A 20,122-nucleotide genomic window follows, 5' to 3' on the forward strand; every position below is an offset into this window, starting at 1 on the left:
ACATTTCAGGACGGGACAAAGCTAATTAATAAGGGCCGGTCATTATGATCGGCTTTTTTGATCCTGAAGTTCAAGCTACTCGTATTTAGCTTTACAATTAATGTGAAGGTAAATGTTATGGCTACTGTTCAGAAGGGTATGAATGTCGAATATTTGGGGCACTTAGGAAAAGTATTGGTAATTGATGAGCAAGAGCAGTACGCGCTAGTAGAGACTTACAACGGGCATGAGCAGTACGCGGTGCCAATGGAAGAGCTTGAAGCACAACTGCCGTTATCATTAGAAGCCAGTCGATATTGAATTTGGCTCACCTACAAATATTTGTTGAAAACCAAAAAAAAGAGCCCTGAGGCTCTTTTTGTTATTTATATAGAAGCTAGAAGCGAGTTGTCTATTAACCTGCTTACTTACTGCGTTTAACAGCTAAGTGTGCGAGCGTGGTTAGAGCTTGCTTATATTCTGAGCCAGGAAGTACAGAAAGCTCAGCGATGGCTTTATCGGCCTCTTCGTAGGCTTTATTTGTTGTGTACTCTAAAGAGCCTGTCTCTTTCATTACAGCCATAATATCGTCAAGACGTTCCATGCCGTTCGCTTTCTCAATCGCTTCACGAATCATGCTTGCTTGTTCAGGAGAGCCATTATGCATTGCGTAAAGTAGAGGCAGTGTTGGTTTGCCTTCGGCTAGATCGTCACCAACGTTTTTACCCATCTCTTTACCATCTGCAGTGTAATCCATCACATCGTCAATCAGTTGGAAAGCGGTGCCTAGGTATTTACCATAGTTCTGCATTGCTGTTTCGATCTCTGGTGATGACTCAGTAAGAATCGCACCGATTTGGGTCGCAGCTTCGAACAAACGAGCAGTCTTAGAGTAGATCACCTGCATGTAGCTTTCTTCTGTGGTGTCTGGGTTATTGCAGTTCATTAATTGTTGAACTTCACCCTCGGCAATCACGTTTACCGCTTCACTCATTAGCTCAAGGATCTTTAAAGATCCTAGCGTTGTCATCATTTGGAATGAGCGTGTGTAGATAAAGTCACCCACCAAAACGCTAGCGGCATTACCAAAAGCGGCATTGGCCGTCGCTTTACCGCGTCTCATGTCTGATTCATCGACAACATCGTCGTGAAGCAGGGTTGCGGTGTGAATAAACTCGATAAAGGCTGCAGAGGTGATATGAGCTTCACCTTGATAACCAAGTGCGCGAGCAGATAAAAGAGCAAGCAAAGGGCGTAGGCGTTTGCCACCACCGCTAACGATATAAAAACCAAGCTGGTTGATTAAACTTACGTCAGAATTAAGTTGGGCTTGAATTGTTTCATTCACTTTTGCCATATCATTGGCAGTAAGCGTTTGGATAGCTTTAAAATCCATTGTTCATCCGGCTGAAGTTAGACCCTGTAAGGCTTATACGTTGTATTTAATTGTTGAATAATACACTAAAAAACGTTGATTAATACATCGCTAAAGGGCATGATTGCCGCACTTTTCTTTGGCGAACAGGTTTTCGCCAATTTTTTAAAAATATGGCTTGTCATAGCGCCATGATTCCCGTAGAATCTGCGCCCTATTGATTAGTTTAGCGCACACCCGAGTTGTACAATTAACAACCATAGGCTGTGCGGAAAAAGCGGAGTAAAATATGTACGCTGTTTTCCAATCTGGTGGCAAACAACACCGAGTAAGCGAAGGTCAAACACTTCGTTTAGAGAAATTAGACGTTGAAACTGGTGCAACTGTTGAATTTGATAAAGTTCTTCTTGTTGCTAACGGCGAAGAAATCGCTGTTGGTGCACCTCTTGTTGAAGGTGGCAAGGTTACTGCAGAAGTAGTACAACACGGTCGTGGCGATAAAGTAAAAATCGTTAAGTTCCGTCGTCGTAAGCACTCGCGTAAGCAAGCTGGTCACCGTCAGTGGTTCACTGAAGTGAAAATCACTGGCATTAACGCTTAAGTATTAGGAGAGTTTAACAATGGCACATAAAAAAGCTGGCGGTTCTACTAATAACGGCCGCGATTCAGAAAGCAAACGTCTTGGTGTTAAGCGTTTTGGTGGTGAATCTGTTCTTGCAGGTAACATCATCGTTCGTCAACGTGGTACTAAGTTCCACGCTGGCACAAACGTTGGCATCGGTAAAGACCACACTCTTTTCGCTCTTACTGAAGGTAAAGTGAAATTTGCTGTTAAAGGTCCTAAAAACCGTAAGTTTGTAAGCATCGAAGCTGAGTAATTTAATCTTTAACTAGATTATTTTATTAGCTTTCAAGCTGAATTCAAAAGCCCTGCCGATTCGGCAGGGTTTTTTATTTATAGCAAGAATAAAAAAGCAGACGCTCTTGTTTTGGTTTTGAGAAGCCGTTTTATTTTTTGATAAACAGATTAGTTTTTAAGAAATAAGAAGCAAAGAACCTCTCCTTATTTGTTCCTTGGTTGCAGGTCGGCCTAGATCTTAGGTGATCGATCTAAACACGGATCTGCTAGAATTTATATCACTCCTTGATGAGTGGTAACGCAACGTAAGTGCGGAGTTAAAAAATGAAATTCGTTGATGAAGCGGTAGTAAAAATAGAAGCCGGTGATGGCGGTAATGGTACAGTTAGCTTTTGGCGCGAAAAATTCGTCGCTAAAGGTGGTCCTGATGGCGGCGACGGTGGTGACGGCGGTGATGTTTACATCCAAGCGGATGAGAACTTAAACACACTGATCGATTACCGTTTCCAACGTTTTTACAATGCAGAGCGTGGCGAGAATGGTCGCGGCGGTAACTGTACTGGTAAACGTGGTAAAGACATTACGCTGAAAGTACCAGTTGGTACGCGTGCAGTTGATATCCACACCAACGAAATCGTTGCTGAAGTTGCTGAACACGGCAAGAAAGTAATGGTTGGTAAAGGTGGTTGGCACGGTCTTGGTAACACGCGTTTTAAATCGTCTGTTAACCGCGCTCCTCGTCAAAAGACAATGGGTACTAAAGGCGAAGTTCGTGAACTGCGTTTAGAGCTTCTTCTATTAGCTGACGTTGGTATGCTTGGCCTACCAAACGCAGGTAAATCTACTTTTATTCGTTCAGTATCTGCTGCGAAACCAAAAGTGGCTGATTACCCGTTCACTACTTTGATCCCAAGCTTGGGTGTGGTAAGTGTTGTCCCTGAAAAGAGCTTCGTTGTTGCCGATATCCCAGGACTAATCGAAGGCGCAGCTGATGGCGCTGGCCTTGGTATCCGATTCCTTAAGCACCTTGAGCGTTGTCGTGTTCTTCTGCATATGATCGACATTATGCCGATCGATCAATCTGATCCTATTCAGAATGCACTAACGATCATCGATGAGCTTGAGCAATACAGTGAAAAAGTTTCACAAAAACCTCGCTGGTTAGTGTTCAATAAAGTTGACCTAATGCCAGAAGACGAAGCAGACGAAAAGATTCAAGAAATCATCGATGCTTTGGGCTGGGAAGGCGAGTACTTCAAGATCTCTGCTGTGAATAAAATCGGCACCAAAGATCTTTGCTTCAAACTAGGTGAGTTTATGGAAAACCTACCTCGTGAAGTTGTAGAAGTTGAAGAAGAAGAAAAAGTAGACTTTATGTGGGATGACTACCATAAAGATGCGATGAGCGGTAAGAATGTCGTTACTGAAGATGACGACGATTGGGACGATTGGGATGACGAAGAGGATGACGGCCATGTTATCTATGTTCGTGACTAATCCTCTTAGTTTCTCATAACGCATCGGTCGCTTCTTACAAGTACACTGATAGTTTTATTAAACCGCAATGAAAATTGCGGTTTTTTTGTATCTAAATCATGACGTCTTACTGTTTTTTATGCAAAATTTATCTTTAGATAATTAACGCCTATGGGAAGGAAATCATGGCATCAAAGCAAAGAGCGATCTCAAGACTCGTCGCTCAATCAGGACAAATGTTATTGGCGCACGGGGCAGAGAGCACACTGGTCGGCGATATCATGCGTCGCATCGGTATTGCTTGTGGGGTGAATGAGGTTGAAGTCGCACTGTCAGCCAATGCGCTTGTTGTAACTACCGTAATGGATGATCACTGTATTACCACTACTCGAAGTTGTGCTGATCGTGGCATTAACATGCAGGTTATCACCGACATTCAACGCATTTGCATCATGATGGAGAAGGGAATTCTCGATTATGATTTGGCGTATAAAAAGATTCAAAACATCAGCCCCGAGCGCTACAACCGTTGGTTAGTGGTTGTGATGATAGGGTTGTCGTGCGCCTCTTTTAGCCACCTTGCGGGCGGAGACTGGCAAGTCTTCATGATGACTTTTATTGCTTCAGCTTGCGGTATGATCGTCAGGCAAGAGATTGGGCACCGCCATTTCAATCCGCTATTAAACTTTGCTATCACAGCATTCGTTACCACGACCATTTCAGCTCAAGCCGTACTTTACAATATTGGCGGCCAACCCACGATCGTGATGGCTTCATCTGTATTAATGTTAGTACCTGGTTTTCCTCTGATTAACTCCGTCGCTGATATGCTTAAAGGCCATATTAATATGGGGTTAGCGCGCTTTACCATGGCCAGCTTATTAACTCTGGCGACGAGCTTGGGCATTGTCGCGGCGATGAGTCTATCAGATGTTTGGGGGTGGGCAAGCTAATGAGTATCTTCGAACTGTTTTTAGGTTTACTCAACGATATGTTTTTCGCAGCGATTCCGGCTGTCGGATTCGCATTGGTGTTTAACGTTCCGCAACGCGCTTTAATTTATTGTGCACTTGGCGGCTCTATCGGTCATGGTAGCCGTTATTTGATGATGCACTTTGGGATTCCAATTGAGTGGGCAACCTTCTTCGCTGCGACTGTGGTCGGCATGATAGGGGTGCATTGGTCGCATAAACTGTTGGCGCACCCTAAGGTATTTACAGTTGCGGCTTTGATTCCTATGGTTCCGGGTGTCTTTGCCTTTAAAGCAATGATTGCCATGGTTGAGATTAATAGGGCTGGGTATAGCCCCGAACTGTTAGCGATGTTAATGGAGAATTTTTTGAAATCGATGTTCATTATCGCAGGGCTGGCGGTTGGCTTAGCTGTACCAGGGCTGTTATTCTACCGACGCAGACCTATCGTCTAGCATCAATTCTTTTAGTTAAGGACAGGACTTTCGATTTATGATCATCAGTATGATTGCAGCAATGGCCAATAACCGTGTAATAGGTAAAGATAATCAGATGCCTTGGCATTTACCTGCGGATTTTGCATGGTTTAAACGCTCGACTATGGGTAAACCAGTCGTGATGGGACGTAAGACCTACGATTCTATTGGACGCCCTTTGCCGGGTCGGTTGAATGTCGTAATCAGCCGTGATGAGAGTTTAAAGATTGAAGGTGTAACGACGGTAACTTCTATTGAACAGGCTCTAGAGCTACTCAGTGATGTTGAAGAGGTGATGATCATTGGTGGCGGCTCTATTTATGAGAGCTGCTTACCTAAAGCGGACAAGTTGTATCTGACTTACATCGATTTCGCCGTCGATGGAGATACACAATTTCCTGACTGGGGTGAAGGCTGGAAGCAGAGCTTTAACGAGAGCTATCAAGCTGACGAGAAAAACAAACACAACATGGAGTTTGTGATTCTCGAGCGTTAACTGTGGTTATCAATAGCTAGTCTCTGAAAAATGCTTGCGTTACCCTACCAAGGTAGCGCAAGTTTCTCGTATCTTTATAGCGCTTTCTGAGTGAAAAACTGTTTATCTTCCCAGCGAAGAATTGTCAATTCACCTCCCCAGACGCATCCAGTATCAAGTCCAATTACGTCTTTTCCGTTATAGCCTTCAAGCGCAGCCCAGTGTCCAAAAACAACGGTTTTATCGAGCTTTATGCGTTGCGGAAGGTCAAACCATGGCACTAATGGTTCATCGGTAATCTCATTCGGTGGTAGCTTACATGCCATGTCGAGACGGCCATCTTCAAAACAGAAACGCATTCTTGTCAGGCTATTGATCGCATAGCGATAGCGCTCAATATCATGTAAATCCTGATGCCATAAATCAGGCGCGTTGCTGTACATGTTTTCGATTAGCCATTGCCATTTATCGGACTTTAACAAGGATACGATCTCTCGATTTTCAACACGTGCTCTTTCTAGATTCCACTGCGGTGAGATACCCGCATGGCACATCACGAACTCTGGGTGTTCTTGAAGCAAAGGCTGTTGTCTTAACCATTCGATTAGCAGTTCACGATCTTCAGCATCAAGAATCGCTTGAGTCTTATCTTTTGGTTTCGCTGGAAATAGTCCTAAGGACACCGCCAGAAGATGTAAGTCGTGGTTGCCTAATACAACCTTAGCTGCGTCACCAAGGTTACGAATAAAGCGTAACGTCTCCAATGATTTAGGGCCTCGAGCAACTAAGTCTCCGGCGACCCATAAAGTATCTTGGTGTTTATCAAAGTTAATTTTTTCAAGTAGTCCTTGAAGTTCGTCGAAGCACCCTTGGATGTCTCCGACAATGTAATTCGACACAATAATTTCCTGTAGATACGGATGTACGGCTAATTAAGAATATTAGGGATTGCGAGTCTGAATGGGTCAACTTCGGTAATAAAATCAATGCCCTTGTTATCGGTCATCACATAGTGACCTTGCATAACGCCAACAGGGGTTTCGATGACCGTACCACTTGTGTAGGTGTACTCGTCGTTGGCTTCAATCACGGGTTGTTGGCCAACTACACCATCACCCTCAATGGTGAGCTGCTTGCCGTTAGAGTCGGTAATTAACCAGCGGCGAGACATAAGTTGCACCGTTGTTTTACTTAGATTTTTGATGGTAATAATGTAGGCGAAGACATAACGATTCTTCGTTGGCTCAGATTGTTCTTCTATGTACTTAGAGTGAACCTGGCATTTGATACAAGGCGTAGATATATCCATATTCGCACCTTTTGTTGTTGATATACTTAATGTAATTAAAGTATTACATAAAAAAGGCTCCTAACCGAAGTGTAGGAGCCTTTTTTATTTATTTGTCAGCGTTATGACTGTCGTACAACCAGTTTGCCATGTCGACAAACTGCTCGAGCGTTAAGTTCTCAGGACGCATGCTTGGGTTGATACCTAGCTCTTCAAGCACTTCCTTATCGATTAAGCTCTTGTAGCAGTTACGAACTGTTTTACGACGTTGGTTAAAGCCTTCACGACATACGCGATCTAGCCATTTCAGATCTTTTGCCGGATAAGGCAGCACTTCGTATGGCTGTAGGCGCACGACTGCTGAGTCTACTTTCGGTGGCGGAACGAAAGCCGTTGGTGGCACTTCCAGTACTGGTGTTACTTTGCAGTAGTATTGAGCCATTACAGTAAGACGACCGTAAGCTTTGCTGCCAGGACCTGCAGCCAAACGGTTAACCACTTCTTTTTGAAGCATAAAGTGCATGTCTTGCACGTCTTTATGGAATTCAAAAAGGTGGAACATCAATGGTGTAGAGATGTTATATGGCAAGTTACCAAAGATGCGTAGCTTATTGTTTGGCTTAACGAGCTCTTGGAAGTCGAACTTCATCGCATCGCCTTCGCGGATTGTTAGCTTATCAGCCAAATCCGGATGGTTACGAAGACGCTCTGCAAGGTCTCTATCCAATTCGATAACGGTAAATTTATCGACAAGCTTACCCACAGGCTCAGTAATAGCGCCTAGACCAGGGCCGATCTCTACTAGATTTTGACCTGGTAGTGGGTTAATGCTCGATACGATGCCATCAATAATGTATGGATCGTTAAGGAAGTTTTGACCAAAACGTTTACGCGCTTTGTGTCCTAAGTGGACATCATTTCTCATTGCTTTTTCTCTACTAATTCAATGGCGTGCGTGAGCGCTGTTCTAAAGCTCCCTGTATCGGCTTGGCCTTTCCCTGCCAAGTCTAAGGCGGTACCGTGGTCGACTGATGTGCGAATAAACGGTAAGCCAAGCGTGATGTTCACTGAGCGACCAAACCCTTTGTATTTCAATACCGGGAGTACTTGGTCGTGATACATACCTAAAACAGCATCTGCATCTTGCAAATATTTTTCATTAAAGATGGTGTCTGCTGGCAATGGGCCAACTAAATTGATGCCATCTTTTTGGCGAATTTTTTCTAGCGTCGGGGTGATGGTTTCTATTTCTTCACGCCCTAAGCAACCATCTTCACCAGCATGTGGATTCAAGCCACACACGTAGATAGTTGGTTTCTCAATAGCAAATTTTTCAACCAAGTCTTTATTCAGAATAGCAATAATTTGCTCTAATCTGTCTTCGGTCACTGCTTGAGATACATAAGCTAGTGGGATGTGCGTTGTTACGAGAGCAACACGCAGCCCTTCAGTTGCCAACATCATCACTACCAGTGGTGTATTGGACTTCTCTGCAAAGAACTCGGTATGGCCACTAAAAGCAACGCCAGCTCGGTTAATTACACCCTTGTGAACAGGGCCGGTGACAATAGCATCAAATTCATCATTCATACAGCCAATTGCTGCGGTTTCTAAAGTATTTAATACGTAATGGCCATTAGCCTCATTGAGTTGACCTGCAACTGCCGTTTCAGCAAGTGGAACGTGTTTCACTACCAGTGTGCCAGCGCGTTGCGGTTGCTTAGCTGCATTTGCATCGTAGTCCAGAAGATCGACTTCGATACCAAGAATTTTAGCTCGCTCGGATAGCAGTGTTTTATCAGCACAAACCACGAGTTGATGAGGCCAACTTTCTTGAGATAGAGCCAAAGTTAAATCTGGGCCTATCCCTGCTGGTTCACCTGCGGTTATGACAATACGTTTAGTTGTTGTCATCTTGGTCGTCCTCAACCATCTCAACAAAGGCACTTGCTCTTACTTCTTGTAGCCAAGCACCAGCTTCTTCGTTGAATTTACGGTTAAATAGAATTTGGTAAGCTTTGTTTTTCAAAGCTGAATCGGTACGGTCGACTTCGCGACGGTCTAGTACTTCAACAATGTGCCAACCGTGTACGGTTTTGAATGGCGCACTGATTTTGCCTTCTGGTAGCGTTTCTACTTGGTGTTTGAATTCTGGTACATACAAATCTGGTGTTTGGTAGCCTAGCTCACCATCTTGTACTGCAGAACCTGGATCTTGGCTGTATTGCTGTGCAAGGTCGCCAAAGCTCGCTTCACCTGTGTTTACGCGGCGCGTGATCTCTTCAAGTTGTTCTTTCGCGCCATCGTCACTCAAGATTACGGTTGGCTTAATCAAGATATGACGAGCATTCACTTCCGTTACTGCTACGGTTTCTAAGCCTTTCACATCTTCAATTTTTAGAATGTGGAAACCTACACCGCTACGGAAAGGACCGATGATGCTGCCTTTATTTTGCATTTTGATCTGGTCAGCAAAAATGGTTGGCATCTCTTCTTTACGCATCCAACCCCAATCACCACCTTGCAGCGCTTTAGGACCCTTAGAGTAAGTATATGCCATGGTGCTGAAATCTTTGCCTGAGTTCAGTTCTTCAACCAGTTCAGTAGCTTGAGCTTCTAACTCTTCTTTGGTTTGGTCATCATTAAAGCGCAGTTGAATGTGGCCAATTTTATATTGAACGGTCGCGTTAGTCTCTTGCGCTAAGATATCTGCTAGGTTATCAACTTCCGCAGGAAGAATATTGATACGGCGACGAACTAAGGCGTTACGAGCTTCACTTGCTGCAATCTCTTTTCTTACTTGCTCTCGAAATGCATTGTAGCTAAGGCCTTCTTCAGCAACCGATGCGGTAAGTTGTTCTACCGTTTGGTTGTTGTCTTTAGCGATACCTTCAATTGCTTGATCAAGTCGAGCATCATCAATACGAACACCGATACGTTCTGCTTCTTGAGTTTGAATAGTATCGATGATCAGTTTTTCTAGTACTTGCTCATTGAGCACATCTTGCGATGGCAGTGTTTGACCGCTTTTTTTTGCGTTGGCACGCAGTGTCTTCATCGAAGCATCGATGTCGCTTTGTAAGATAACGCCTTCGTTAACGATAACTTTTACGCTGTCTAGCTCAACCGGTGCTGCAAAGCTTGTTGATAAAGTACAAGTCGCTGCAATAGCAATTAATGTGCGTTTCCACAATGTCATGTGTAATCCTTTAAATTTACTGATGTGTTATCAATAAAGAAAATTAGTTATTTAAGAAGAATGGGCGACCGTAGCTCAAAGAGTTATCTGAACTGCTATCACCAATAGCGCCGGAATCAGATCCGATATTGGTACCAAAGCCAACAATACCGAAGTTCACACTGAAGTTGTTTTCGTATTCAGGTGTGGTATTCGGGTCACTAATGTTATTTGTCAAACGGTTACTATAGGTAAAGCCGATGTACCAACAATCCGATCTATAGTTTAAACGAGCTAACCACTCTAGATCTTCTTGTGTGGTTAAGTCATAGAAATATTGAGCACTGGTGCTCCATTTCGGTGAAATTTGGTAGGAACCAAGTAAACCCGCTTGCGAAATACCATCTCTTGTTATGGATGATACGTCAAAATCTACAGTTTCATTTATGTACTCTTCTGTTACATAGCGGTAGTTGGTTTGTATGTAACCGCCTGCGAAGCGATATTCTAATGTGCTGTTTGCAAGTTGCATTGCAGTAGTATCGATATCGTATTGCACGCCACCATGGTAGAACAGGTAGTCATCATAGTTGAAATCCATTTCAATAGCCCAAGACGAGTAATTAGTTTTTTTGCCTGAATCGTCGTTGTCTAAAGTCTGTTTTGTATCTTTGTCGATATAAAAAATTTGACCGAAAGAGATATTGAGGCGCTCTTTATACTCATCATCGAAGAAACGAGATGATGCACCATAACTAATTTGATTCGCAGATGCGATACGATCAACACCGCTATATTTACGGCTTCTAAATAGACCATAGTAATCGGTCTGCAGTAGTGTCGTATCGTAAAGACCAATGTCACTTTGATCTTCTTCTGGTACGTAAAGATACTGAACTTGAGGTTCGAGTGTTTGAGTGTAATTGCCCACAATTTTTGTATCACGTTCAAGAACGATACCTGCGTGGCTTCTAAACTCTGGAATAACTCGGCTTACCGATTCTTCTAAGCCTTCATAATCAGACCCCGCACCTGTATCAACGCCATCAAGGTCTTGTTGATAGTAAGTACCAAGTAGTCGAGCTTCTGTTGTCCAAGTACCCCAAGTATTGCCTACAGGAATGGTAATGCCAGGTTCCACGTGAATACGGTTCGCAGATGGTTTACCTGCAGCGTCGGTATCAAATATTGAGACATGACTGATCATGTCGAAATCTAAATACTCCATCACTTCAGGAGCATAGTAATTGTACTCTAGCTGTGGCATTAGGCGGTAAGGTAGGTTATTGCTTGTAGTCAGAACTTGGAAATCTCGAACAAGTACCGATGCATCCCAGTTTTGGGAACGGTATGTCGCTCGGCCTTCCTGAAGTAGTTGGCCATCTTCACGGTTACCAATACCAGAACTTAGATCGGTAAAGTAATCAATATCACTGACTTTTGAATAGTCGACTTCAAACAACCACGATTGCTGGAATATCCCTGAATGTTGGAGTTGAGCACCCCAACGGTCACCTTTTTCTGAGTATTTTTTGTCATCCGGCAAATATTCAGACTCGATACTACCTGAGCCAAAATCGCTCAAGTAACGGAATTTACTATTAAGTTGAGTGCCACGTTCTTGCATGTACTTGAAGGTGGTTTCCAAGTCGTAGTTTGGTGCTAAGTTCCAATAAACTGGGATTTCAGCTTCAAAACCATCGCTTGAACCATACGAAACTGTTGGGTACAAGAAACCGGTTTTACGTGTATCACCCACCGGTACTGTTAAGTAAGGTAAGTAAAAGACGGGAACACTTTGGATTTCAAAACGTGGATTATAAAAAGTGGCTTGTTCTTCGTCTTGGTCGACACTGATGCTCGATGCTCTTAGACGCCAAGCATTATCGCCGATAGGGCAAGAGGTAATGGAGCCATCTTCAATCTCATAAACCGCTTTACCTGTTTTTGCTATATAAACAGCATCTCCGCGACCGGGCTCGCAAAGGAATTCGTAATCGGTGTTCTCAAGCGTCATTTCATCTGTAGTCAGATTATTGGTCGCTCTGTCTGAGATAGATTTGATTTGACCATCACTAAAGTTTACGTTGCCTTCAGCTACAACGATATTTTCTTGTTGGTGCAGGGTTACGTTATCTGCAAGGATGGTCTTGTTCCCTTGCGTAACGACTACGTCACCTGAGTATATTGCCTTGTCACCATTGATAGCTTCTAAGCGATCTGACTCAACATGAGCGGGTAGCTGTGTCTCGTTTTCTGCAGCGGGCTCGATCAAGCATTGATCTATAGAGGGCATTTCCTGCACACTACTATCGGTGATTGTTTCAGCTTGAGTTGTCGACACGTATAACGCCGTACTTATAGACGCGGCTAACAAGGTGCGGGAAAAAGATTGCATGAAGTTGAACTATCCTGTGTCACTAGATGAAGGGTTGATCTAGTATCAATCCAATTAATAAAGCATTTTCCTTATGATAAAGGAAATAATAGCATTCAGCATCATCAGACAGCATTACTCAGATAAAATTCATAGATAGAGAACACATAATGCAAATATTTGGCAAAATTTTGGGCGCGTTTTTTGGCTTTTTATTTGGAGGGCCACTCGGTTTAGTTTTTGGTCTGTTTTTAGGACACCAATTCGATAAAGCTCGCGGATTGAACCAATCAGGCTTCAATAGCTCTGGTTTTGGTCGAGGTCCAAGCCAAGCAGAAAGACAGAACGAGTTTTTTAAATCCGCTTTTGCGGTTATGGGGCACGTTGCTAAAGCGAAAGGGCAGGTAACGCCAGAAGAGATTCAACTCGCTTCTACCATGATGGAGCGTATGAACCTGCATGGCGAACAGCGTAAAGCAGCGCAAGATGCATTCCGTGACGGCAAAGAGAGCGACTTCCCTCTGAACGACGTACTTGAGCGAGTTAAAATCTCATCGGGTGGTCGTTTTGATCTTCTGCAGTTCTTTCTAGAGCTTCAGGTATCTGCCGCATTTGCGGATGGAAGTTTGCACCCGAGTGAACGTCAAGTTCTGCATAAAATAGCGCAAGGGCTTGGGTTTTCGGCAGCACAACTAGAACGCCGCTTGCAGATGCAAGAAGCTGCGTTCCGTTTCCAACAGCAAGGTGGAAGCTTTGGTGGCCATCAGGGTCATGGGCAATCATCAGGTTGGCAACAGGCTTCGCAACAGAACCAACTTGGCGACGCATATAAGGTTCTTGGTGTGAGTGAAAGTGCTGACGGTAAAGAGGTGAAGAAAGCCTACCGCAAGCTGATGAATGAACATCACCCAGATAAACTGATGGCGAAGGGCTTACCGCCTGAGATGATGAATGTTGCGAAAGAGAAATCGCAAGAAATTCAGAATGCTTATGACCTGATAAAGAAAGTAAAAGGTTTTAAGTAATTGAACACTAAACCGAGTAATAACAAAGTTACTCGGTTTTTTATTAAAGGGAATTATATGACGGTAACGTATCAGGATGTTCTAGAGTTTTGGTTCGATGAGTTGACGCCTAAAGATTGGTTTACTGGCGGCGCCGAGATTGACACTTTGATAGAGTCTCGATTTTCTGAATTGCATAAAGCAGCCATTCAAGGCGAGCTATTTGAGTGGCGCCAAACTGCGCAAGGACGATTGGCTGAGATTATCGTACTTGATCAGTTTTCTCGAAATATTGGTAGAAAAAGTCCGACAGCATTTTCTGCTGATCCGATGGCGTTGGCTCTAGCCCAAGAGGCGGTAGCGGGTGGTTTTGATCACCAGCTTAACGAGCAACAGAAAAGCTTCCTGTATATGCCTTATATGCACAGTGAATCTTTGTTAGTCCATGAACAAGCCGTGGAACTCTTTTCTCAAACGGGATTAGAGCATAATCTGGACTTTGAGTTTAAGCACAAGGTTATCATTGAGCGATTTGGTCGCTATCCGCACCGTAATGAGGTGTTAGGGCGAGCTTCGACTCCCGAAGAGATTGAGTTCTTGCAGCAACCGGGCTCAAGCTTTTAATTGTAGAAATACGGTCAAAGAATTGAGAAGAGGCTAGAGGTTAATAAAAACCTCTCGCCTCTTTTTTACTTTAGTGATCAACTTTAGCCTTAGAGCTAGTTTGCTTGGTTGAGCGACCAATCGTATTCATAACTGATGTTTTGAGTATTGGTTACTGCTTCAATTCGATATTGTTCTAAGTGCTGAATAAGCTGTTTCTTCGTACCAAAATCCACAGCAAACCATTCGTAAATCGATGATAGTTGAAGCTTATTGTTTGTAACCATCACGCCTTTGTCACTGCTTACAAACTCAGTTGCAGCTTGCTCTAGCAAGGCTTCAGTATTTTTAGAGGTAAAAGCGTCAGGTTGTAAGTTAGGGCAACCTAGGCTGGCACAGTTCACTGCATAATGCGTGCGAGGATCTTGCCAAATTGGTCTTAGGATTCGGTGTTCAATGTCATTGAGTGTCAGTGATTTCCCATTAACGACTACCACATCATCCCCCCACGGACCGAAACTAAATAGTCCGCCAAGTTTAGTTATTGATTTGATCGGGTAGGCATCAAGAATCAAATCGACAGTCACGGCGTTATATAGATTAACCCAGTAGGCATACTGCTCCGCTTTTGAATAGTTGAGCGGATTCACCTGTTCGAGTTGCTTGATGTATTGCTTAAGTTTGGTCTTATCGGCAGTGTTCACCGCTTTATAGCTAACTAACGTATTTTGCCCCTGTTTAACCAAGTAGCTATCGAGGAATTGCTGCCAATCTTGATGAGATACCTGTTCTAGGTTGGTTTCGTCGCTTTGCTTCCAGTATGGCCAAAGATCGGATTTAGGCGCAGACCAAGCTAAGGTTGAGAAAAGTAGACTGACAATAAAAAGTAGTTGTTTCATGGCATTCTCCTGATGACTGACTACTAAGACCTTAAGGCTTACCATTTTCTTTCATTGCTCTTCATTTAAATAAACATATGAAGTTAAGTTAAAAGCTTAGCCAAATAAAAAAGGTTGGCACTTGGCCAACCTTTAGATTTATTCAGAAACGTCTCATTATTTTAGGAAGCTAGGAATCTTAGCTTCAAACTCTGAGATCTTATCGGCATGTTGAAGTGTAAGGCCGATATTATCTAAACCATTCAGTAAGCAGTGACGACGGAACTCATCAATTTCAAACGAGTACTCTTTGCCGTTCGCGCTGACTTTCATTGCTTCTAGATCAACCGTAATTTCTGCACCTTCATTCGCTTCAACGAATTGGAATAGCTCATCCACTTCTTGCTCAGTCAATCGAACTGGCACCATTTGGTTGTTGATCGAGTTACCGTAGAAAATGTCGGCAAAGCTTGGTGCGATCATTACTTGGATACCGTAATCGGCAAGCGCCCACGGTGCGTGTTCACGAGATGAACCACAACCGAAGTTTTCACGAGCTAAAAGAATTGAAGCGCCTTGGTAGCGAGCTTCGTTCATTACAAAATCAGGGTTTGGCTGTTGGCCTGCATCGTCTAGGAAGCGCCAATCGTGGAACAAGTGCTTACCAAAACCGATGCGGTTTACTTTCTGTAGAAACTGCTTTGGAATAATCGCATCAGTATCGATGTTGGCCGTATCTAGAGGAACGACTAATCCGGTGTGTTGTTGAAAACCTGACATGTTAAATCCTCTAATTAAAGTTCACGAATATCGACAAAGTGACCAGCGATAGCCGCTGCGGCTGCCATTGCTGGGCTAACTAGGTGCGTACGACCATCACGGCCTTGGCGACCTTCAAAGTTACGGTTTGATGTAGAAGCACAGCGCTCTTGTGGACCTAGACGGTCGTTGTTCATCGCAAGACACATAGAGCAACCCGGTAAACGCCATTCAAAGCCTGCTTCGATGAAGATCTTATCTAGGCCTTCAGCCTCAGCTTGTGCTTTAACTTGCTCTGAACCCGGAACGATAAGCGCTTGAACATGTTTCGCTACTTGACGGCCTTTCGCTACCGCTGCTGCTGCACGCATGTCTTCGATACGAGAGTTAGTACAAGAACCCACGAACACTTTATCTACGTTGTAATCAGATAGAGATTTACCGGCTTCAAGACCCATGTAAGCCAGCGCTTTTTCAGCTGATGCTTTTTCTACAGGGTCTGCGAAGCTTTCTGGTGCAGGGATTGGTGTGTCTACTGAGATAACCTGACCTGGGTTGGTACCCCAAGTGACTTGTGGTTTGATGTCTGCCGCTTCTAATGTAACAATTGCATCGAATTCTGCATCAGCATCGGTTTTTAACGTATCCCAGTATTCGATTGCTGCTTCTAGGTCTTCGCCTTCTGGAGAGAACTTGCGACCTTTGATGTACTCGTATGTCGTTGCATCTGGAGCGATTAAGCCTGCTTTAGCGCCAAGCTCGATTGCCATGTTACATACTGTCATACGACCTTCCATCGTAAGGTCGGTAATTGCCTCACCACAGAATTCAACTACGTAGCCAGTACCGCCAGCAGCCGTTGTTTTACCGATGATCGCTAGCACGATGTCTTTTGCAGTGATGCCAGGAGTAACCTTGCCTTTTACTTCGATCTTCATGGTTTTAGCGCGAGCTTGTTTTAGCGTTTGCGTAGCTAGAACGTGTTCCACTTCTGAAGTACCGATACCAAATGCTAGTGAACCAAATGCACCGTGTGTAGCCGTGTGCGAGTCACCACATACGATGGTCATGCCCGGTAGCGTAATACCTAGCTCAGGACCCATTACGTGCACAATACCTTGGTATTTGTGGTTTAGATCGTAAAGCGTGACACCAAACTCTTCACAGTTCTTCGATAGCGTTTCCATTTGGATACGAGCCATCTCACCAGAAGCGTTGATGTCTTTAGTTTGTGTCGATACGTTGTGATCCATGGTCGCGAAAGTCTTGCCAACTTGGCGAACTTTGCGGCCTTTCTCACGCAAGCCATCAAATGCTTGAGGTGACGTTACTTCGTGAACTAAGTGACGATCGATATAAAGAATTGGTGTTTCGCCCTTCGCTGCAACCGCAACGTGAGCGTCATAAACTTTTTCGTATAAGGTTTTTGCGTGCTGGTTTGTCGACATAGCTTTTCTTCCTTGGGAGCATCAGTCCCAGTGTTTGTTTCTAGCCAAGTCATGCGGTTTACGCTGACTTGGCTTGATATTATTCTTATGTACTTGCTTCTAATCGGAGCCTTTAGCTTATGAAGCTAAGATGTACTCAGCGATCTTGTCACCCATTTCAGAGGTAGTCAGCGCTTGGTTTTTGCCAGCAAGGTCTGCCGTTAGCTCGCCTGCTGAAAGTGCTTTAGATACCGCTGCTTCGATGTCTTGTGCTGCCGCTTCTTCGCCTAGGCTGTAACGAAGCATTAGCGCTGCAGAAAGAATTTGTGCAACTGGGTTTGCAATGTTCTTACCTGCGATGTCTGGTGCACTGCCTCCTGCTGGTTCATATAGACCGAAGTTGCTTTCGTTCAAGCTTGCAGAAGGAAGCATACCCATAGAACCAGTGATCATTGCGCACTCATCAGAAATGATGTCACCAAAGATGTTTGAACATAGCATTACGTCAAACTGAGACGGGTCTTTGATTAGCTGCATGGTCGCGTTGTCGATGTACATGTGGTTTAGCGTTACATCTGGGTAATCTTTAGCGATCTCTTCAACCACTTCACGCCATAAGATAGAGCTCTGCAGAACGTTTGCTTTATCGATTGAGTAAACGTTTTTGTTACGTAGACGTGCAGATTCAAACGCAATCTTGGCAATACGTTCGATCTCGTAACGGTGGTAAACCTCGGTATCAAATGCTTTTTCCGTTGCGCCTTCGCCTTCACGACCTTTAGGTTGGCCGAAGTAGATGCCGCCTGTTAGCTCACGAACTACAACGATGTCGAAGCCGTTACCTGAAATGTCAGCACGCAAAGGCGAGAAAGACTCTAGACCTTTGTGGATTTGTGCAGGACGTAGGTTACAGAACAGTTGGAAGTGTTTACGGAGAGGAAGTAGGGCACCACGCTCTGGTTGATCGTTTGGTGGCAGGTGTTCCCACTTAGGACCGCCGACAGAACCAAAAAGTACCGCGTCAGATTCTTCACAACCTGCAACTGTTGCTTCTGGAAGTGGACAGCCGTGGTTATCAATTGCGATACCACCAACATCATACTCTTCGCGAGAAAAGCTAATTGCGTGTTTCTTTTCAATCGCGTCTAGCACTTTGTGTGCTTGTTGCATTACTTCTGGGCCAATGCCATCACCAGGTAGTACGGCAATTTTGTATGATTTATCAGTCATGTTAATCCTTTAATTCTTTGTTACTGAGCTATTTAGCTCGTTTTAAATTTTGTCCCTAAAGCCAATAACATCGGCTCTAGGGCTCTGTTATTGGGTGTTTAAACTGTTGCGATTCTTTGCTGTTTCATTTCAGCAATGGTGTCTGCGCGTTGAATGCTATTAATAACGTGCAGTAGCGCCTGACCAGAGGCCTCAACGATATCCGTTGAAACGCCTGTACCGTGGTACTTGCGGCCTTTGTAGTTCGCAATAATATCAGCTTGGCCTAAGCCATCTTCGCCTTCACCTTTCGCGGTAAGGTCGAATTTATCCAATGCAATTTCGTAACCCGTTAAGCGGTAGATACATTGGTATAAAGCATCAACCGGGCCGTTACCGACAGCCGCTTCGCATTTCTCTTCATCACCACATTGCAGCTTGATGCTGGTGGTTGACATAACACTACCAGATTGTACGCTTAGGTAGTTAAGTTTATAGAAGTCATCTTCGTCACGTAGATTTGCGAAGTGCATTAGTGCTTCTAGGTCGTAATCGAATACTTGGCCTTTACGGTCAGCCAGTTTCAAAAAGTCTTCGTACAATGAATCTAGGTTGTACTCATTGTCTTTGTAGCCCATTGCGTCCATGTGGCTCTTAACGGCTGCACGACCACTGCGACTTGTTAGGTTCAATGCCTTGTTTTTCAAGCCAATAGACTCAGGAGTCATGATCTCGTAAGTGTTCTTGTTCTTTAGCATGCCGTCTTGGTGGATACCTGAAGAGTGGCTGAATGCGTTAGCACCGACGATTGCTTTGTTGTCTTGAATTGGCATGTGGCAAAGCTGGCTAACCAACTTACTGGTACGGTGAATCTCTTGATGATCCAAACCAGTATGAACACTTAGTAACTCTTGGCGAGTTTTGATGATCATTGCGATTTCTTCTAAAGAACAGTTGCCCGCACGCTCACCGATACCGTTAATAGTACCTTCAACTTGACGAGCACCGGCTTGTACCGCAGCAATTGAGTTAGCAACCGACATACCCAAGTCATCGTGACAGTGAACAGAGATGATTGCTTGGTCGATGTTTGGAACGCGATCAAATAGCGTTTTGATAATGCCACCAAACTCGTTAGGTACTGTGTAGCCCACTGTGTCTGGAATGTTGATGGTTTTCGCGCCCGCGTTGATTGCCGCTTCAACCATACGACATAGGTTATCGATAGGCGTACGACCTGCATCTTCACAAGAGAACTCAACATCGTCTGTGTAGTTGCGCGCATGCTTTACCGCTTTTACTGCCATATCGACAACATCGTCGTAGCTACGGCGTAATTTATCTTGCACGTGAACCGTTGATGTAGAAATGAAGGTGTGAATACGGAACTGCTCAGCGACTTTTAACGCTTCTGCAGCGGCATCGATATCCTTCGCTACAGCACGAGAAAGTGCACAGATTCGGCTGTCTTTAATATTTTTTGCGATGGTTTGTACTGACTCAAAGTCGCCTGGTGATGACACCGGAAAGCCCGCTTCAATAACATCTACACCCAGTCGTTCAAGTGCATAAGCGATCTGTAATTTCTCTTTTACCGTTAAGCTTGCAGCCAACGCTTGCTCGCCATCACGTAAGGTCGTGTCAAAAATTATCACTTGATCGTTCATGGGTGCTTCCTTATATCGATAATGAATCGATTGCTATCCAAATTATTATTAAGAATGATGTTCTTTTAAAAGTGCCAGTTACAAAAAAACCCGCTCAGCGCGGGTTTTAATATTTGTGTAG

General features: G+C 44.1%; 21 protein-coding genes. 9 read left to right on the forward strand and 12 right to left on the reverse strand.

The window, feature by feature from the left end; all coding sequences use genetic code 11:
* Positions 1-117 precede the first annotated feature (117 nt).
* On the forward strand, positions 118-300 hold the full coding sequence (locus AB4274_RS15370; protein WP_372112557.1) for a hypothetical protein: 183 nt from the start codon (positions 118-120) through the stop codon (positions 298-300).
* Between the two features lie 103 nt (positions 301-403).
* On the opposite strand, the gene ispB is transcribed toward AB4274_RS15370, so the two are convergent.
* The gene (ispB, locus tag AB4274_RS15375; protein WP_372112558.1) at positions 404-1,375 is read right to left on the reverse strand and encodes an octaprenyl diphosphate synthase; all 972 of its coding nucleotides are present in this window, start codon (positions 1,373-1,375) and stop codon (positions 404-406) included.
* 268 nt (positions 1,376-1,643) lie between these two features.
* On the opposite strand from ispB, the gene rplU reads away from it, so the two are divergent.
* The 6 genes from rplU to folA all read left to right on the forward strand — a co-directional run bounded on the left by rplU (position 1,644) and on the right by folA (position 5,632).
* On the forward strand, positions 1,644-1,955 hold the full coding sequence (rplU, locus tag AB4274_RS15380) for a 50S ribosomal protein L21 (RefSeq protein ID WP_004740823.1): 312 nt from the start codon (positions 1,644-1,646) through the stop codon (positions 1,953-1,955).
* Between the two features lie 19 nt (positions 1,956-1,974).
* Complete coding sequence (rpmA, locus tag AB4274_RS15385; protein ID WP_004735905.1) at positions 1,975-2,232, forward strand: 50S ribosomal protein L27; 258 nt, start codon at positions 1,975-1,977, stop codon at positions 2,230-2,232.
* A 305-nt stretch (positions 2,233-2,537) separates the two neighbouring features.
* Positions 2,538-3,710 (forward strand): Obg family GTPase CgtA, encoded by a 1,173-nt coding sequence (cgtA, locus tag AB4274_RS15390; protein WP_017061377.1) that lies wholly within the window; start codon positions 2,538-2,540, stop codon positions 3,708-3,710.
* A gap of 164 nt (positions 3,711-3,874) precedes the next feature.
* Positions 3,875-4,642, forward strand: coding sequence for a threonine/serine exporter ThrE family protein (locus tag AB4274_RS15395; RefSeq protein ID WP_017061378.1), 768 nt, complete (start codon positions 3,875-3,877; stop codon positions 4,640-4,642).
* On the forward strand, positions 4,642-5,115 hold the full coding sequence (locus AB4274_RS15400) for a threonine/serine exporter family protein (protein ID WP_008220023.1): 474 nt from the start codon (positions 4,642-4,644) through the stop codon (positions 5,113-5,115). Before AB4274_RS15395 ends, AB4274_RS15400 begins: the two co-directional genes overlap by 1 nt.
* A 37-nt stretch (positions 5,116-5,152) precedes the next feature.
* A complete protein-coding gene (gene folA, locus AB4274_RS15405) occupies positions 5,153-5,632 on the forward strand; it encodes a type 3 dihydrofolate reductase (protein ID WP_172380432.1) in 480 nt (159 codons plus the stop codon).
* 74 nt (positions 5,633-5,706) lie between these two features.
* Here folA and AB4274_RS15410 read toward each other — a convergent pair whose 3' ends face one another.
* The 6 genes from AB4274_RS15410 to lptD all read right to left on the reverse strand — a co-directional run bounded on the left by AB4274_RS15410 (position 5,707) and on the right by lptD (position 12,475).
* Positions 5,707-6,510, reverse strand: coding sequence for a symmetrical bis(5'-nucleosyl)-tetraphosphatase (locus tag AB4274_RS15410; protein WP_017062943.1), 804 nt, complete (start codon positions 6,508-6,510; stop codon positions 5,707-5,709).
* A gap of 29 nt (positions 6,511-6,539) precedes the next feature.
* On the reverse strand, positions 6,540-6,920 hold the full coding sequence (gene apaG / locus AB4274_RS15415; protein ID WP_004735899.1) for a Co2+/Mg2+ efflux protein ApaG: 381 nt from the start codon (positions 6,918-6,920) through the stop codon (positions 6,540-6,542).
* 88 nt (positions 6,921-7,008) lie between these two features.
* The gene (gene rsmA / locus AB4274_RS15420; RefSeq protein WP_017062942.1) at positions 7,009-7,824 is read right to left on the reverse strand and encodes a 16S rRNA (adenine(1518)-N(6)/adenine(1519)-N(6))-dimethyltransferase RsmA; all 816 of its coding nucleotides are present in this window, start codon (positions 7,822-7,824) and stop codon (positions 7,009-7,011) included.
* The gene (gene pdxA, locus AB4274_RS15425) at positions 7,821-8,813 is read right to left on the reverse strand and encodes a 4-hydroxythreonine-4-phosphate dehydrogenase PdxA (RefSeq protein WP_017062941.1); all 993 of its coding nucleotides are present in this window, start codon (positions 8,811-8,813) and stop codon (positions 7,821-7,823) included. Before pdxA ends, rsmA begins: the two co-directional genes overlap by 4 nt.
* A complete protein-coding gene (gene surA / locus AB4274_RS15430; RefSeq protein WP_065584690.1) occupies positions 8,800-10,098 on the reverse strand; it encodes a peptidylprolyl isomerase SurA in 1,299 nt (432 codons plus the stop codon). Before surA ends, pdxA begins: the two co-directional genes overlap by 14 nt.
* Before the next feature lie 43 nt (positions 10,099-10,141).
* Positions 10,142-12,475, reverse strand: coding sequence for an LPS assembly protein LptD (lptD, locus tag AB4274_RS15435; RefSeq protein WP_372112559.1), 2,334 nt, complete (start codon positions 12,473-12,475; stop codon positions 10,142-10,144).
* Positions 12,476-12,624: 149 nt separating this feature from the next.
* On the opposite strand from lptD, the gene djlA reads away from it, so the two are divergent.
* Entirely contained in the window at positions 12,625-13,479 is an 855-nt protein-coding gene (djlA, locus tag AB4274_RS15440) for a co-chaperone DjlA (RefSeq protein ID WP_017061385.1), read from the forward strand.
* 57 nt (positions 13,480-13,536) lie between these two features.
* On the forward strand, positions 13,537-14,082 hold the full coding sequence (locus AB4274_RS15445; RefSeq protein WP_017061386.1) for a DUF924 family protein: 546 nt from the start codon (positions 13,537-13,539) through the stop codon (positions 14,080-14,082).
* A gap of 95 nt (positions 14,083-14,177) precedes the next feature.
* Here AB4274_RS15445 and AB4274_RS15450 read toward each other — a convergent pair whose 3' ends face one another.
* The 5 genes from AB4274_RS15450 to leuA all read right to left on the reverse strand — a co-directional run bounded on the left by AB4274_RS15450 (position 14,178) and on the right by leuA (position 20,001).
* Positions 14,178-14,960: a DUF547 domain-containing protein gene (locus AB4274_RS15450; protein WP_017061387.1), complete on the reverse strand. Its 783-nt coding sequence runs from the start codon at positions 14,958-14,960 to the stop codon at positions 14,178-14,180.
* Positions 14,961-15,116: 156 nt separating this feature from the next.
* Positions 15,117-15,719: a 3-isopropylmalate dehydratase small subunit gene (gene leuD, locus AB4274_RS15455; RefSeq protein WP_017062937.1), complete on the reverse strand. Its 603-nt coding sequence runs from the start codon at positions 15,717-15,719 to the stop codon at positions 15,117-15,119.
* Between the two features lie 14 nt (positions 15,720-15,733).
* Complete coding sequence (gene leuC, locus AB4274_RS15460) at positions 15,734-17,146, reverse strand: 3-isopropylmalate dehydratase large subunit (protein WP_372112560.1); 1,413 nt, start codon at positions 17,144-17,146, stop codon at positions 15,734-15,736.
* 117 nt (positions 17,147-17,263) lie between these two features.
* The gene (gene leuB / locus AB4274_RS15465; RefSeq protein WP_048657987.1) at positions 17,264-18,355 is read right to left on the reverse strand and encodes a 3-isopropylmalate dehydrogenase; all 1,092 of its coding nucleotides are present in this window, start codon (positions 18,353-18,355) and stop codon (positions 17,264-17,266) included.
* A gap of 98 nt (positions 18,356-18,453) precedes the next feature.
* On the reverse strand, positions 18,454-20,001 hold the full coding sequence (leuA, locus tag AB4274_RS15470) for a 2-isopropylmalate synthase (RefSeq protein ID WP_372112562.1): 1,548 nt from the start codon (positions 19,999-20,001) through the stop codon (positions 18,454-18,456).
* Between the last annotated feature and the right edge of the window lie 121 nt (positions 20,002-20,122).

This window comes from Vibrio sp. 10N.261.55.A10 (assembly GCF_041470825.1).
GTDB classification, from domain to species: domain Bacteria; phylum Pseudomonadota; class Gammaproteobacteria; order Enterobacterales; family Vibrionaceae; genus Vibrio; species Vibrio crassostreae_C.

Coding starts and splice junctions, on each gene's coding strand:
- AB4274_RS15370 (WP_372112557.1), top strand. CDS start 118: ATGGCTACTGTTCAGAAGGGTATGAATGTCGAATATTTGGGGCACTTA.
- rsmA (WP_017062942.1), bottom strand. CDS start 7,824: ATGAGAAATGATGTCCACTTAGGACACAAAGCGCGTAAACGTTTTGGT.
- lptD (WP_372112559.1), bottom strand. CDS start 12,475: ATGCAATCTTTTTCCCGCACCTTGTTAGCCGCGTCTATAAGTACGGCG.
- apaG (WP_004735899.1), bottom strand. CDS start 6,920: ATGGATATATCTACGCCTTGTATCAAATGCCAGGTTCACTCTAAGTAC.
- ispB (WP_372112558.1), bottom strand. CDS start 1,375: ATGGATTTTAAAGCTATCCAAACGCTTACTGCCAATGATATGGCAAAA.
- surA (WP_065584690.1), bottom strand. CDS start 10,098: ATGACATTGTGGAAACGCACATTAATTGCTATTGCAGCGACTTGTACT.
- djlA (WP_017061385.1), top strand. CDS start 12,625: ATGCAAATATTTGGCAAAATTTTGGGCGCGTTTTTTGGCTTTTTATTT.
- folA (WP_172380432.1), top strand. CDS start 5,153: ATGATCATCAGTATGATTGCAGCAATGGCCAATAACCGTGTAATAGGT.
- AB4274_RS15450 (WP_017061387.1), bottom strand. CDS start 14,960: ATGAAACAACTACTTTTTATTGTCAGTCTACTTTTCTCAACCTTAGCT.
- leuA (WP_372112562.1), bottom strand. CDS start 20,001: ATGAACGATCAAGTGATAATTTTTGACACGACCTTACGTGATGGCGAG.
- leuB (WP_048657987.1), bottom strand. CDS start 18,355: ATGACTGATAAATCATACAAAATTGCCGTACTACCTGGTGATGGCATT.
- pdxA (WP_017062941.1), bottom strand. CDS start 8,813: ATGACAACAACTAAACGTATTGTCATAACCGCAGGTGAACCAGCAGGG.
- leuC (WP_372112560.1), bottom strand. CDS start 17,146: ATGTCGACAAACCAGCACGCAAAAACCTTATACGAAAAAGTTTATGAC.
- AB4274_RS15400 (WP_008220023.1), top strand. CDS start 4,642: ATGAGTATCTTCGAACTGTTTTTAGGTTTACTCAACGATATGTTTTTC.
- rpmA (WP_004735905.1), top strand. CDS start 1,975: ATGGCACATAAAAAAGCTGGCGGTTCTACTAATAACGGCCGCGATTCA.
- leuD (WP_017062937.1), bottom strand. CDS start 15,719: ATGTCAGGTTTTCAACAACACACCGGATTAGTCGTTCCTCTAGATACG.
- AB4274_RS15445 (WP_017061386.1), top strand. CDS start 13,537: ATGACGGTAACGTATCAGGATGTTCTAGAGTTTTGGTTCGATGAGTTG.
- cgtA (WP_017061377.1), top strand. CDS start 2,538: ATGAAATTCGTTGATGAAGCGGTAGTAAAAATAGAAGCCGGTGATGGC.
- rplU (WP_004740823.1), top strand. CDS start 1,644: ATGTACGCTGTTTTCCAATCTGGTGGCAAACAACACCGAGTAAGCGAA.
- AB4274_RS15395 (WP_017061378.1), top strand. CDS start 3,875: ATGGCATCAAAGCAAAGAGCGATCTCAAGACTCGTCGCTCAATCAGGA.